Below are 13435 nucleotides of genomic sequence, written 5' to 3'. Positions count from 1 at the left end.
GAAGTTTGGCGGCGATTGTACTGGTCTGGCCGCATTAACGATAGGGTATTGCTCGGGCAAGACAGTTTTTCACAAATGAGGATAACTTTCAGTTACAAACTCTGGCTAGAATGCCATCTCACTCATGCCACCTCCCGTGTCGTCTGATCGAGCGGGATAAGCAGCCTGTTCACTCCAGTATTGCGACGGACTTCGTGAAACTCATTCTCGCTGCGATCTACATCCTGTCCATCGGCTACGTACACCTGCGGGGGCGCGTGCGGCACAAGTTCGGGCGGCAACTGAGCGACCATTCGTCTTTCCTCGCGCCTATCAATTGCCTGCTTTATCTGTGCTCGAAGCTGCCCAACCGGCCGTACCTGAGCCCCGCCGACTTTCCAGACCTGAGCCCGTTGCAGACCCATTGGCAAGAGATCCGCGCCGAAGGCCTGAGCCTGCTGCAGGCCGGGGAGATCAAACGTTCCAATCAGTACGATGACGTAGGCTTCAACTCGTTCTTCAAGACCGGTTGGAAGCGCTTCTACCTCAAGTGGTACGGCGACAGCCACCCGTCGGCCATGAAGCTGTGCCCGCGCACCACCGAACTGGTGCAAGGCATCGGCTCGATCAAGGCGGCGATGTTCGCCGAGCTGCCGCCGGGCTCCAAGCTGGTTCGCCACCGCGACCCGTATGCCGGCTCCTATCGGTATCACCTGGGCCTGGAAACGCCGAACGATGCCGGTTGCTACATCAATGTCGATGGCGAGTCCTACCATTGGCGCGATGGCGAGGCGGTGGTGTTCGACGAGACGTTCATCCATTACGCCGAAAACACCACGCCCCATAACCGCATCATCCTGTTCTGCGACGTGGAACGGCCGATGAGGTTTCGCTGGGCCACGGCGTTCAACCGCTGGTTCAGCCGCACCGTGATGGCCGCCGCCGGTGCCCCCAACGACGCCGGTGACAAGACCGGCGGCTTGAACCGGGCGTTTTCCAGGCTGTACAAGATCCGACTGCAAGGCAAGGCGCTGAAGAAGCGCAACCGCAAGCTGTATTACTTGCAGAAATGGGCCTTCTTCGGCGCTCTGCTGGCGATTTTCGTCTGGATCTGAAGGCGCGCCTGGCCTAGGTGATCATTGCACGGGCTTCTTCGCGCCCAATTGCTCCCACATCCTGGCGCCGATCCGTTGGCGATGGGCATAGCCTTCCCACGGATCGGCCCCCAGGCCCCGGGCCCGTTCCAGTGCGGTGTTGATGTCCCATTGCTGGGCGTTGCGCAGGCCATCCAGCTCGGCGCGGGCAATCGGCACCGAGACCGGCAACCCCGGCCGCGCCCGAACCGAGTAGGCGCTCACCGTGCTGGCGCCGCGGGCGTTGCGTAGGTAATCGACGAATACCTTGCCGACCCGATTCTTCGGGCCCAGGGTGGCGGTGATCTTTTGCGGCACCTCCCGCGCCAGGAACTGGGAGATTGCCTTGGCGAATGCCTTGGTGGTGTCCCACCCTTCGCTGCGCGCCAACGGCACGATGACGTGCATGCCCTTGCCGCCACTGGTCTTGAGGAACGCCTGCAAGCCCAGCTCATCGAGCACCGACAAGGTCAGGCGGGTGGTTTCCAGCATGGCGCTCCAGGGCAACGACGGATCGGGGTCCAGGTCCAGGACAAACAGGTCAGGCGTTTCGATCCGCTCGTGGGTGGCGGTCCAGGTATGCAATTCCACGGTGCCCATCTGTGCGGCGCTGACCAGCGACTGGACGCTGTCGATTTCCATCAGGGCCGCGTGGCCCGGGTCCAGCGCCTGGTCCAGTTGCCTGATGTGGGGGATCTCCAGGCGATCGGCATGCTTCTGGAAGAACTGTTCCTCGCCGATCCCGTCGGGCGCGCGCAGCAACGCGACGGGCCGTTGTTTCAAGTGCGGCAGGATCCACGGGGCGATGTCGGCGTAGTACTGAGCCAGCTCGGCTTTCTGCACGCCGCTGAGGCTGTCGATGACCCGGTCAGGGTGGGTGATGCTCACACCCGCCACCTCCACCGTACGCTGCTTGCGGCCGCGTTGCGGGGGTGAGGCTTGGTGCTTGAGCGGCAACGGGTGCTCGCGGACGATCTTGCCCGCCGGCATGTCGGCCAGCAGTTCGACGAAGGCCGGGCGGTGCACCAGGCCATTGGCGGTCCATTCGGTGAATTCGACTTCACCCACCGAATCGGGTTCGACCCACTGCACACCACGCGCCTGCACGGGGCTGACCGGTTTGGCCAAGGGCGAAGTGTCGCGTTCCCGCGCGGACAAGGCCGCTTGCAGTTGCTCCCTCTGCGCCCGGGTAAACCCCGTGGCAACTCGCCCGGCATACACCAGTCCGGCACCGTTGTTGACCGCAAGCAGCAGCGCGCCGAAGCCGTCGGGCCGGTCTTGGGGGCGGGTGAAGCCGACAATCACGAAGGCTTGGCGCAATCGGCATTTGAGGTTGACCCAATCGCTGCTGCGCCGCGACACATAGGGGCTGCCCAGGCGTTTGCCGACCACTCGGTCCAGTGACAGGGCGCTCGCGCTTTCGAGTATTTCGTCCTCGCTGGCGGAAAAAGCCTCGGAAAACCGCAAGCGCTTGCCGGCGTGGCCCCTCAGGACCTGCTTCAGCGCGGCGCGGCGCTCTTCCACCGGCGTTTGCCGCAGATCCTCGCCATTGAGGAAGGGCGCGTCGAACAGCACGTACACCAGGTCCACGGTGCGGCCAATATCGAGGGCGTTGCGCAGGGCGGCGAGGTCCGATTGACCGTCGTCGTCCAGCAGGATCAGGTCACCGTCCAGCCAGCTGTCCCCCAGGTTCAATTCGGCCAGGGCGTCGACGTGCAACTTGAGCCGCGCGGTCCAGTCCTCATGATTGCCGCTGAGCAGGCGAATGTTGCCGTTCTCGATGCGGGTCATCAGCCGGTAGCCATCGAATTTGACTTCATAGCGCCATTCGCCCGAGGGCGGCTGTTCCACGGGTGTTGCCAATTGTGGTAACAGCCGTTCGGGCAGCGGGTGGCGGTTGGGGCGGGTGGTTTTGTCCCGATGGGTAGCGGACACACGGGCAGATTCGCGCTTGGCCTTGGCCATGACAGGTTCCCTTGTATAGCTGGCAGCCGGGGCTTAGCCCCGGGAGGCCTTGGTGGCTTTTTTTGCGGGGGCGGACTTGCTGGTTTTCGCTGTTTTTGCAGAGGGTTTTGCCGCGGTTTTTGTCGGTTTGTCCGGCGCCTTGCCTTTGCTGCCCAGGCTGCGCTTGAGCAGTTCGGTAAGGTCGATGACGTCGGCGCTCTTGCGTTGTTCTTCGCCCGGGTCGGTCTCTACCGCTTCGAGCCGGCCCTCGTTGGCTTTCTTCTCGACCAGTTCCATGATCCTGTCCTGGAAGCTGTCGCGGTACTCTTCCGGCGTCCAGTCGGCGCTCATGTCTTCCACCAGGCGCCTGGCCATGTCCAGTTCACCCTTGACCAGCTGGGGCTTGGTGACCTCATCACCCAGTTCGAGAATGTCCAGCTCGCGCACCTCCGCCGGCCAACGCAGCATCACCAGCACCAGCGCCGACTCCAGCGGCATCAGCGCGGCCAAGTGCTGGCGTGTGTGCAGCACGACATGGGCCAGGGCCACTTTGTGGGTCTTGACCAGGGTTTCGCGCAGCAGCGCATAGACTTTGCCGCCGCGCTTGTCGGGTGCCAGGAAATACGGGGTGTCGATGTTTTGCAGCGGGATCTTCTCGCTGTCGACAAAGGAAAAAATGTCGATGGTCTGGGTGGATTTGGGGTGCGCCGAGCGGATTTCCTCTTCGTCGAGCAGGACATACTGGCCTTTCTGGTATTGGACGCCTTTGACGATGTTCTCCTTGGTCACTTCCTTGCCCGTGACCTTGTTGACCCGTTTGTAGCCCACCGGGTCCATGCTGCGCTTGTCCAGCCAATCGAAATCGACGCCTTGGGACGAGGTCGCCGACACCAGCGCGACAGGAATGTGGACCAGTCCGAAACTGATTGCGCCTTTCCAGATTGCCCTGGCCATGGTGGTGATGTCCTTGTCGATGGATGTCTCTCTGGTGACCGTCGGGCCTTTGGAAAAGTTTCCACCGTGCGCTGGCTGGCAAGCGTCGTCAGTGCGACGCAGGGGCCGTCTTAGAGATGCCTGGTTACATCTTCGCGGGGATATTTCGCTTAACAACGGCGAACCTGCGGCGTAGCGTGCTTTCGATATGGCTGAATCCAGGAGGTGTCCGAAATGAACCGGCTGATGCTCGCCCTCATGGCGCTACTCATGGCCCCGCTGGCCCAGGCCGCCGCGCCATCGCCCAGCCCGGCGTTCGTCGTCGCCCAGAACCTGCCGGGCAACAGCAACCCCTATAACAGCCCGACACGGCGGGCCAATCCCAATAGCATGCAGGGCACCCGGCCGAGTGTGCCGACGATCCAGAACAACCCGACGGTGCCGGTGCCTCGACCACCCACCCTGGACAATGGCGGGATCGGCAACGGCTACCCACGCTCCGGCCCGCCAACGGGCTCGCCACGGCCCACCATCGAATCCCCGACACCCCCCAGAGGAACCCAGGACAGCCATCGCTAGGCGTGGAGCCTGGCTGACTTATTTCCACTACAGAAGGACGTGTGCATGTTGCCTAAAACACTCCTGGCGATCTTTTGCGCCAGCGCGGTTCTCACCCTGGTCACGCCGGTTTCAGCCGCGCAGACCCAACAGTTCAAGAGCGAGGAAGGCACCCTGGAGGTGACCACGTTGACCAAGGGGCTGCAACATCCCTGGTCTGTAGCGTTCCTGCCCGGCCAGCAGGGCATGCTGGTCACCGAGCGCACGGGCAATCTGCGCGTGGTAAGCCCTGATGGCCAGCTCTCTGCGCCATTGAGCGGCGTGCCCGAGGTGTGGGCCGAGGGGCAGGGCGGCTTGCTCGACGTCGTACTGTCACCGGACTTCCTGCAGGATCGCACCGTCTATCTGTCTTATGCCGAAGCGGGAGCCGATGGCAAGGCGGGCACTGCCGTGGGCCGGGGACAACTGTCCGAAGACCGCAAGCGCCTGGAAAATTTCAATGTGATCTTCCGCCAGCAACCCAAGCTGTCGACGGGCAATCACTTCGGCTCACGGCTGGTGTTCGACCGGGACGGCTACCTGTTCATTACCTTGGGGGAGAACAATGACCGGCCTACCGCCCAGGACCTGGACAAGCTGCAGGGCAAGGTCGTACGTATCTACCCGGACGGCAAGGTCCCGGACGACAACCCTTTTGTCGGGCAGAAAAACGTCCGTCCCGAGATCTGGTCCTATGGCATGCGCAATCCCCAGGGCGCAGCCCTGAACCCCTGGAATGGCACCTTGTGGGAGAACGAACATGGGCCCAAGGGCGGCGATGAGCTGAACGTCATCGAGCGAGGCCAGAATTATGGCTGGCCGCTGGCGACCCACGGCATCAACTATTCGGGTGCCCCGATTCCCGAAGCCCAGGGCAAGACCGTCGAAGGCACCCTTGGCCCGCTGCATGTCTGGCAAGTGTCGCCAGGGCTCAGCGGCATGGCGTTCTACGACAACGACCGCTTCAAGGCCTGGCAGCGCAACGTGTTCATCGGGGCGTTGGCGTCCAAGGAGCTGATCCGCCTGGAGTTCGAAGGCGACAAGGTGGTTCATGAGGAACGCCTGCTGGGTGAACTCGGCGAGCGCGTGCGCGACGTGCGCCAGGGGCCGGATGGCTACCTGTATGTGCTGACGGATGAGGCCAGCGGGGCGTTGTATAAAGTCGGGCTGAAATAGATAAGGTCGCGCCCACGAGGCTGTTGGGAGTCGGGTTGCCGTGGCCAGGCTCCCACAAGCAGACCTCATGGGCGCAAATTGCAATTGACTTGCCTCCAACGCCCGGCTAGTTTCCAGGCATGACTTTCACCGTACTGCGCAGCCAGCCAAGCATTATTACCGCCATTCCTTATTTGGCGGGTTAGCTGTCGGCTGCACCCAACCCGCCCTGGAGGCGGGTTTTTTCTTTCTGTCTCCCGGGTTCTGTCCAAACCAGGAGACCGCCATGACCGCTACCCTCGCTGAGCAAACCCTGCTGGAACACTACGTCAAGAAGATCCTCGCCGCGCCGGTGTACGAGCTGGCGGTGCGCACGCCGCTGCAAGCGGCCCCGGCATTGTCTGAAACCTTGGGCAACCGGATCCTGCTCAAGCGCGAGGATTTGCAACCGACGTTTTCTTTCAAGATCCGCGGTGCCTACAACAAACTCGTGCAACTGACCCCGGAGCAGCGCGCCCGGGGTGTCATCACCGCCTCGGCGGGCAACCATGCCCAGGGCGTGGCACTGGCGGCCCGGGAGCTGGGGATTTCGGCCAGCATCGTGATGCCCCTCACGACCCCGGAGCTGAAAGTGCTGGGCGTGCGCAACCGCGGCGCCGAGGCGTTGTTGCACGGCGAGAGCTTTCCATTCGCCCTGGCCTATGCGCTGGAACTGGCCCGGCAGACGGGGCGCGAGTTCGTGTCGCCGTTCGATGACCCGCAAGTGATTGCCGGGCAGGGCACCGTCGCCATGGAAATCCTGCGCCAGCACCCTGGCCAACTGGATGCGGTCTTTGTTCCGGTGGGCGGTGGCGGATTGATCGCCGGGATCGCTGCCTACATCAAGTACCTGCGGCCAGACGTGCGGATCATCGGGGTCGAGTCTGAGCATTCTGCGTGCCTTGCCGCCGCGTTGAGCGCAGCAGAGCGAGTCATCCTGGCCGAAGTGGGCACTTTCGCCGACGGCGTCGCCGTGGCGCAGATAGGCGTCCACAGCTTCGAGGTTTGCCGGTTCTGCGTCGATGAAGTGATCACCGTGAGTAACGACCAACTGTGCGCGGCGATCAAGGACATCTATGACGACACCCGTTCTATCACCGAGCCCTCGGGTGCGCTGGCGGTGGCGGGCATCAAGCAGTACGCCGCCCGCACCGGTCTGCGAGGCCAGACCTGGGTGGCGATCAACTCGGGGGCCAACATCAATTTCGACAGCTTGCGCCATGTGGCGGAGCGCGCGGCGGTAGACGCCGTTTGAATTTTTACGCCACGTCACACTTTTTTTGAACGAGGCGACGGACGCCCACTTGCGCGAGCCAAATTGGGGCTACTCTGGCTTCGACAGGATGAATGCAATTGCAGTTTGCATGAAGAAAGCGCCGTTTCCTTGCATTCTGCACGGGCGGTGCGCCAGGCAACGTCGCTAAGTCATTGATTGATATCAATCTCTGTTTTCGGCATTGCAGGCATATTTTTTGCGAGAGTGTCCAGGAGCGAGAGTGTTCAGGAGTCCGCTGGTTGGACTCATTGAATCACAACGCCAAAAGACGAACGAACGGCTCGGCATTCGTAGTCCCAGTCCGCAGGGAAGAAACGGACGAAAATACCGCCGTCGTATACATAAGTTGGCCGCCTCAACAGGAGAGAGTCGCCATGTTTTTATCTGCCCTCGAAATGCGAAACATCATTGAAAGCAGCTTGTTGCCCAAGCGCTCCCAATGCAGCTTGTCACCCGATCTGACAATGACGGTCAAGATTTATGACGATCATGAGACCGATCGCGTGGCGTTGATCAAATCCGATATCGATGCCAAGAAGCTCACCGGTTGCCGGGCGATCAACGACCTGATTGCCGAGTTGCGTACCGAACTCGATCACGGCCACCACATGGGCAGCCATGTTCATCAGCAACACCGAATGACCGGGCGCTAACGGCGGCCTTTTCCCGGTAAGCCTGACGCCTGGGTCCGGTCAACATCCGAACCCGGCGTCCAGTTTTTTCAGGGCGTTGGCGTTCAGTCCGCGCTCGTGCAAGCCTGCGACAGCTTGTTGTACGAGATATCTCGGGTTTGCCCCGCTTTGTCGATGTACACCATCTGGGCAGTGACCACTTCGCAATAAGGTGTGGACGGTTCCGTCAACGACAGCACCTTCTTGATTTCCAACGGCATGCCATAGCGATAGGGCGTGGGCTGTAGGTCGTCGGCCTGGGCCAGACCGGCGAAGCCGGCCAGGCTGAGCAACGACACAGCGGCGATTAACGCACGAATATTCATGATCAGAACTCCGCAGCAGAGAGAGGACGACCGGGTGCCTGGGCACCGAGGTCTGCCGCGCAGGGCCTTGGGGTGAGGAGGGCGCGGTCCGGGTCAGTGTCGGATCGCGGGATTAAAAGGCGGTTAAGCGCTGCGCTTGGCTGCGGGGCACCCAGGCAACTGCCAGGCCCGAGCGGGCGGCAGTTGCTGGGGGATCAGTTCAACTGGTGCCGGTAGGGCAGGTCCGGCCCGGTCTTGCCGCAGGTCAGGGCGGCGGCACGCATGGCGAACTCGAGCATGGCGCCAATCTGTTCGCGGCTCAGGCTGTGCAGCCCTTCGATCGAATCCAGTCGCTGTTCCGTCAGCCAGGCAATCAACGCCGCCTGGAACGTGTCGCCGGCCCCGACGGTGTCTGCCATCTTCACTGGGAAGGCGGGCATTGACCAGGCGCCATACTGCCGGCTGAACACCGTGGCGCCCTGGCCGCCACGGGTCAGGAAGACCAACTGGCAACGGTGTTGCAGCCACCCTTCGATGACCGCTTGGGGATCGAGTTCGGGGTAGAGCAGGCTCAAGTCTTCGTCGCTGACCTTGATGAGGTCGGCGTACTCCACCAGCATCGCCATCCGTGAGCGCCACAGTTCGATGTCCGGTTGCGGGTTGAGTCGTACGTTGGGGTCCAGGGTGATCAGGCGCCGGCCGCTTTCGCGCAGCACCAGGGCCAGGAGCGTATCGCCCACCGGCTGGACCACCAGGGAAAACGAGCCCACGTGCAAGCCACGTACTTCGGGGCCCAGCGCCGGCAGGTGCTCCAGGTGCAACTGGCGGTCGGCACAGCCTTCCCCTCGAAAGCTGTAATGGGGGGAGCCATTGGCGCCCACGGCGACCATCGCCAGGGTCGTCGGCGCATCGACCTCCCGCAGGTAATGGGTGCAGACGCCTTCATCCACCAGGACCTGGTGCAAGCGTCGACCGAGGTAGTCGGTGGACAGGCCGGTGAACAGCGCGGCCTCGATCCCCAGGCGGCGCAGCCCCACGGCCACGTTGAACGGCGAGCCACCGGCCAGGGCCTTGAAGTTCACCTGCGAGGCAGGGGTCTGCGCCTCGGTCCCGCTGAAAAAATCAAACAGTGCTTCACCACACACCAGATACATAGTTGCCCGCTCTCAAAGGGTTGCGACGTGTTGTCGGTATCGTTCATAAGCTTGTTGCGACGCCGCGACATGCGCGGCGACAGGCTGGGTTTCGCTGGCCGGGTCGAGCTTGACGCAACGCTCGCACAGCTCGGCCAGGCCATGTTGCGCACCTGACTGGCACCAGGCAGCCTGGATGGCCGCACCGAGGGCGGCCGCTTCGCTCTGTTCGGTGCAGATGACCGTGGTGTCCATGATATCGGCGACGATCTGCCGCCACACCGGGCTTTTCGAGCCGCCGCCGATCAGCCGGATGCTCTGGGCCTGGAGCCCGTTGGCCCGCAGCAGGTCCAGGCCATAGCGCAAGCCGAAGGTGGTGCCTTCGACCACGGCGCGGCACAGGTTGGCCCGGGTCAGGTTGGTGGTGGTCAGGCCCAGCAGGCTGCCAGTGGCGTGGGGCAGGGCCGGGACCCGCTCGCCGTTGAGGAACGGCAGCATGCACACGCCCTCGGCGCCGATCGGGGCTTCGGTCACCAGGCTGTTGAAGGCGTCGATGTCCAGCGCCAAAAGCTCACGGACGGCCCCGGTGGCGTTGGTCAGGTTCATGGTGCAGATCAACGGTAGCCAGCCACCGCTGGAGGAACAGAACGTCGCCACCGACGGTTGCGGGCTGACCACTGGCTGAGCGGCATAGGCGTATACCGTGCCGGAGGAACCGAGGCTCATGGTGATCACGCCGGGCTGGATATTGCCGGTGCCGATGGCGCCCATCATGTTGTCGCCGCCACCGCTGGCCACCACGGCGTCAGGGTTGATGCCCAGGTGCGCGGCGATGGCCGGCAGGATGCGCCCGACCGGTTGGTGCGCCTCGATCAGTTCCGGCAGCGCCGATTGCAGGCGTCCGCTGGGATCGATGTGGTGCAGCAATGGCTCATCCCATTGACGGGTGCGGACATTGAAATAGCCGGTGCCCGAGGCGTCGCCATATTCGGTGCAGTGGCGGCCGGTGAGCCAGTGGTTGAGAAAGTCGTGGGGTAACAGGATGCGGGCGATGCGGTTGAACACCTGCGGATGCTGCTCCCGGGTCCACAGCAGTTTCGACACGGTGTAGCCGGGGGCGATGACCACGCCGAGGCGCGCCAGGGAGCCGCTTTCGCCGCCCAGGTGGGCCAGCAACCGGTCGTTTTCCGGCGTGGTTTCGGTGTCGCACCAGAGCTTGGCCGGGCGCAGCACCTGGTCTTGCTCGTCGAGTAGCACCAGTCCGTGTTGCTGGCCAGACACACCGATGCCGAGAATGGCCTGGCCATCCACACCGGCGTTGGCCAGCGCTTGCCGGGTCGCTTGGGTGAAGGCTTCGAGCCATTCCCCGGTGTCTTGTTCACGGCAGCCGTTGGGGCCGCTGATCATGGAGTGGGCCGCCGCACCGAGGCCCAGGACCTGGCCACTGGTGGCGTCCAGAACCAGCGCCTTGGTGCCTTGGGTGCCGCAGTCGATGCCCAGGAACAGTTGTTGGTTTGCCATAGAAATCCTTGATATCAATGAACCGTCAGCACAGAACTGTTTGGACCGGGACATGGTGGAACCTGTGGCGGGGGGAATTATCTCCTCGCCACAAAAAGCGGCCGGATCCGCAGGTTTATTCCGTGTCAGCCAATACTCGCTCAAGTGTTCGCGTTACCCCGTGTTCGCGCAAGCTGTTGCAGCACCATTCGAAGGCTGCCACGAACTCCGGCGAGCGGGGGATGGCCGTGCCAAAGATCTCTTCCACCTCCAGCAATCGCTGGGTCACCAGCGCATCGTCGGCCACCAGCGCCTGGCAGAACGCTGCCCGTGGGTCTGGAATCGTATAGGCCAGGCCATTTTCGTCCACGCCCTTGAGGTACACGGCCCACGCTGCCACCACCAGGGCTGCACGACGTGTCTCGCGCCCGTCGGCAATCAGGCGATTGATCGTCGGTACGGTGAACTTGGGAAACTTCGACGAGCCGTCCGAGCACACCCGCTCCAGCTGGTCGGCAATCGCCTGGTTGGAAAAGCGCTCCACCAGGGTGTCCTTGTAGTCGGCCAGGTCGATGCCCGGCACCGGCGCCAGTTGCGGCGTGACGTCCAGGTCCATGTAGGCGCGCATGTAGCGCACGAACAGCGGGTCGTTCATGGTCTCGTGGACAAAGCGATAGCCCTTGAGAAAGCCCAGGTAGGTCAACGCCAGGTGGCTGCCGTTGAGCAGCTTGATCTTCATTTCTTCATAGGGGGTGACGTCGTCGGTGAACTGCACGCCGACCTTTTCCCAGGCCGGACGACCGTTGACGAACTTGTCTTCCAATACCCATTGCACGAACGGCTCGCAGACCACCGGCCAGGCGTCGTCGATGCCGTGTTCGTCGTGCAGTTGCAGGCGGTGGGCGACGCTGGTCATGGGTGTGATGCGGTCGACCATGGCGTTGGGGAAGCTGACGTTCCGGTCGATCCACTGGCCCAGCTCGGCGTCCCGCAGCGCGGCGAAGGCCAGCAGCGCCTTGCGGGTCACGGCGCCGTTGTGGGGCAGGTTATCGCAGGACATCAGGGTAAACGCCGGGGTGCCGGCGGCGCGACGCTTGGCGAGCGCGGCGCAGAGGAAACCAAACACGGTCTTCGGCGCGTCGGGATGGGCCAGGTCGTGCTGGATCTGTGGCAGGTGGGCCATGAACTCGCCATTGCTGTCGTCGATGCAGTAGCCGCCTTCGGTGATGGTCAGCGAGACGATGCGGATCTGCGGGTCGGCGAGCTTGTCGATCAACGCCTGGGCGCCGTCCTCGGCCAGCAGCATGGCGTTGATGGCGCCGATCACCCGGACTTCGGTGTCGTCGGTGTCACCCAGCTCGTACAGGGTGAACAGGTAGTCCTGGCCGGCCAGGTCGTCCCGGGCGCGGCGATCCTCGGCCCGCAGGCCGACGCCACAGATGGCCCAGTCCAGGTCGGTGCCAGTGTTCATCAGGGCGTCGGTGTAGTACGCCTGGTGGGCCCGGTGAAAGCCGCCGACGCCGATGTGGGCGATGCCTTGGCGGACGTCGCTCAAAGAGTAGGCGGGCAGGGCGACCGCCGGGTTGAGGTTGTGCAGGTTCTGTCGGTTGAGTTTCATCGCGGTTCTCGACAATCAGGCGGCGGCGCGCAGCGCACGGGGGACCGCTACGCCATCGGCATCGAATAGGTGGCAGTGTTCAGCGTCCAGGTGCAGGTTCAGTTGCTCGCCAAAGCGGCTGGCCAGGTCGCCACGCACTCGCATGGTCAGGGCCTCGCCCGAGGCCGTGACGACGTGGCAGAACGTGTCGCTGCCCAGTCGCTCGCTGACGTCGGCGGTGACCGCCAGCGTGCAATCGCCCGCTTGGGCCAGGTTCAGATGTTCCGGGCGAATCCCCAGGGTGACCTCTGCGCCGACGCTCAGGCGGGCGCCGCTCAAGGGCAGGTGGATCCGGGTGCCGGCGTCCAGCAGCACTTCACAGCCTAGGCTGTCGAGCCCACTGACCTTGCCCTTGAGAAAACCCATCTTGGGCGTGCCGAGGAACCCGGCGACAAACAGGTTGGCCGGCTGGTGATACAGCTCCAGGGGCGAGCCGACCTGTTCGATGCGCCCGCCGTTAAGTACCACCACCTTGTCGGCCAGGGTCATGGCCTCGACCTGGTCGTGGGTCACGTAGATCATGGTCGCTTGCAGTTCCTTGTGCAGCCGCGCCAGCTCCAGGCGCATCTGCACCCGCAGTGCGGCGTCGAGGTTGGACAAGGGCTCGTCGAAGAGGAAAATCTTCGGGTTGCGCACGATGGCCCGGCCGATGGCCACGCGCTGGCGCTGGCCGCCGGACAGCTGCTTGGGCTTGCGTTCGAGCATTGGCCCCAGTTCGAGGATGCGCGCGGCTTCGTTGACCTTTTTCTCGACCTCGGCCTTGGGCACGCCGGCCAGGTCCAGGGCGAAGGACATGTTCTTGCGTACGCTCATGTGCGGGTACAGGGCATAGGTCTGGAAGACCATCGCCAGGTCGCGCTTGGCCGGGCTGACTTCGGTGATGTCCCGCCCGTCCAGTTCGATGGTGCCGTCGCTGACTTCCTCCAGTCCGGCAATCAGCCGCAGCAGCGTGGACTTGCCGCAGCCCGAGGGGCCGACGAACACCACGAACTCGCGGTCGTTCACTTCAAGGTCGATGCCCTTGATGATGGAAAAGCCTTCGAAGCCTTTTTGCAGATTCTTGATTTTCAGGTTGGCCATGAGGATGGGCCTCCACTTCTTATAAGGGTGTAG

The 13435-nt window shown here is 63.2% G+C and carries 12 protein-coding genes; 5 read left to right on the top strand and 7 right to left on the bottom strand.

Annotation, left to right across the window (positions count from 1 at the left end; translation table 11 throughout):
* Positions 1–194 precede the first annotated feature (194 nt).
* The gene (gene lpxO / locus V3H56_RS14520; RefSeq protein WP_047738732.1) at positions 195–1094 is read left to right on the top strand and encodes a lipid A hydroxylase LpxO; all 900 of its coding nucleotides are present in this window, start codon (positions 195–197) and stop codon (positions 1092–1094) included.
* A 21-nt stretch (positions 1095–1115) separates the two neighbouring features.
* On the opposite strand, the gene ligD is transcribed toward lpxO, so the two are convergent.
* On the bottom strand, positions 1116–3077 hold the full coding sequence (gene ligD, locus V3H56_RS14515; RefSeq protein WP_338473501.1) for a DNA ligase D: 1962 nt from the start codon (positions 3075–3077) through the stop codon (positions 1116–1118).
* Between the two features lie 33 nt (positions 3078–3110).
* Positions 3111–4010 carry a Ku protein gene (locus V3H56_RS14510; RefSeq protein WP_042731141.1) on the bottom strand — a complete coding sequence of 300 codons (900 nt, stop codon included), beginning with the start codon at positions 4008–4010 and terminating at the stop codon, positions 3111–3113.
* Between the two features lie 213 nt (positions 4011–4223).
* Here V3H56_RS14510 and V3H56_RS14505 point away from each other — a divergent pair, with 213 nt between their 5' ends.
* From V3H56_RS14505 to V3H56_RS14490, 4 genes are all read left to right on the top strand, one after another.
* Positions 4224–4568 carry a hypothetical protein gene (locus tag V3H56_RS14505; RefSeq protein ID WP_123579091.1) on the top strand — a complete coding sequence of 115 codons (345 nt, stop codon included), beginning with the start codon at positions 4224–4226 and terminating at the stop codon, positions 4566–4568.
* A gap of 45 nt (positions 4569–4613) precedes the next feature.
* Positions 4614–5762, top strand: a complete 1149-nt coding sequence (locus V3H56_RS14500) for a PQQ-dependent sugar dehydrogenase (protein WP_042731143.1) — start codon at positions 4614–4616, stop codon at positions 5760–5762.
* Between the two features lie 265 nt (positions 5763–6027).
* On the top strand, positions 6028–7035 hold the full coding sequence (gene ilvA / locus V3H56_RS14495; RefSeq protein WP_338473500.1) for a threonine ammonia-lyase, biosynthetic: 1008 nt from the start codon (positions 6028–6030) through the stop codon (positions 7033–7035).
* A gap of 395 nt (positions 7036–7430) precedes the next feature.
* Positions 7431–7709: a DUF1652 domain-containing protein gene (locus tag V3H56_RS14490; protein WP_042732138.1), complete on the top strand. Its 279-nt coding sequence runs from the start codon at positions 7431–7433 to the stop codon at positions 7707–7709.
* 83 nt (positions 7710–7792) lie between these two features.
* On the opposite strand, the gene V3H56_RS14485 is transcribed toward V3H56_RS14490, so the two are convergent.
* The 5 genes from V3H56_RS14485 to ugpC all read right to left on the bottom strand — a co-directional run bounded on the left by V3H56_RS14485 (position 7793) and on the right by ugpC (position 13402).
* Positions 7793–8053 carry a DUF2790 domain-containing protein gene (locus tag V3H56_RS14485; protein WP_042732137.1) on the bottom strand — a complete coding sequence of 87 codons (261 nt, stop codon included), beginning with the start codon at positions 8051–8053 and terminating at the stop codon, positions 7793–7795.
* A gap of 194 nt (positions 8054–8247) precedes the next feature.
* Complete coding sequence (locus V3H56_RS14480; RefSeq protein ID WP_338473499.1) at positions 8248–9186, bottom strand: carbohydrate kinase; 939 nt, start codon at positions 9184–9186, stop codon at positions 8248–8250.
* Between the two features lie 12 nt (positions 9187–9198).
* Positions 9199–10686: a xylulokinase gene (gene xylB / locus V3H56_RS14475; RefSeq protein WP_338473498.1), complete on the bottom strand. Its 1488-nt coding sequence runs from the start codon at positions 10684–10686 to the stop codon at positions 9199–9201.
* A 115-nt stretch (positions 10687–10801) separates the two neighbouring features.
* Positions 10802–12283 carry a mannitol dehydrogenase family protein gene (locus tag V3H56_RS14470; protein ID WP_338473497.1) on the bottom strand — a complete coding sequence of 494 codons (1482 nt, stop codon included), beginning with the start codon at positions 12281–12283 and terminating at the stop codon, positions 10802–10804.
* A 15-nt stretch (positions 12284–12298) separates the two neighbouring features.
* Positions 12299–13402: a sn-glycerol-3-phosphate ABC transporter ATP-binding protein UgpC gene (gene ugpC, locus V3H56_RS14465; RefSeq protein WP_047738724.1), complete on the bottom strand. Its 1104-nt coding sequence runs from the start codon at positions 13400–13402 to the stop codon at positions 12299–12301.
* Positions 13403–13435: the final 33 nt, after the last annotated feature.

Origin of the sequence: Pseudomonas sp. MS646 (assembly GCF_036693845.1) — a bacterium.
GTDB lineage: Bacteria > Pseudomonadota > Gammaproteobacteria > Pseudomonadales > Pseudomonadaceae > Aquipseudomonas > Aquipseudomonas chlororaphis_E.
The sequence above is the reverse complement of the archived record's forward strand: the minus strand, read 5'-3'. Positions and strand labels throughout refer to the sequence as shown.

Excerpts from the sequence above, each read along its gene's own strand:
- V3H56_RS14505 (WP_123579091.1), top strand. The coding sequence starts at position 4,224 with ATGAACCGGCTGATGCTCGCCCTCATGGCGCTACTCATGGCCCCGCTG.
- V3H56_RS14470 (WP_338473497.1), bottom strand. The coding sequence starts at position 12,283 with ATGAAACTCAACCGACAGAACCTGCACAACCTCAACCCGGCGGTCGCC.
- V3H56_RS14500 (WP_042731143.1), top strand. The coding sequence starts at position 4,614 with ATGTTGCCTAAAACACTCCTGGCGATCTTTTGCGCCAGCGCGGTTCTC.
- ugpC (WP_047738724.1), bottom strand. The coding sequence starts at position 13,402 with ATGGCCAACCTGAAAATCAAGAATCTGCAAAAAGGCTTCGAAGGCTTT.
- V3H56_RS14485 (WP_042732137.1), bottom strand. The coding sequence starts at position 8,053 with ATGAATATTCGTGCGTTAATCGCCGCTGTGTCGTTGCTCAGCCTGGCC.
- V3H56_RS14480 (WP_338473499.1), bottom strand. The coding sequence starts at position 9,186 with ATGTATCTGGTGTGTGGTGAAGCACTGTTTGATTTTTTCAGCGGGACC.
- V3H56_RS14490 (WP_042732138.1), top strand. The coding sequence starts at position 7,431 with ATGTTTTTATCTGCCCTCGAAATGCGAAACATCATTGAAAGCAGCTTG.
- xylB (WP_338473498.1), bottom strand. The coding sequence starts at position 10,686 with ATGGCAAACCAACAACTGTTCCTGGGCATCGACTGCGGCACCCAAGGC.
- V3H56_RS14510 (WP_042731141.1), bottom strand. The coding sequence starts at position 4,010 with ATGGCCAGGGCAATCTGGAAAGGCGCAATCAGTTTCGGACTGGTCCAC.
- ligD (WP_338473501.1), bottom strand. The coding sequence starts at position 3,077 with ATGGCCAAGGCCAAGCGCGAATCTGCCCGTGTGTCCGCTACCCATCGG.
- ilvA (WP_338473500.1), top strand. The coding sequence starts at position 6,028 with ATGACCGCTACCCTCGCTGAGCAAACCCTGCTGGAACACTACGTCAAG.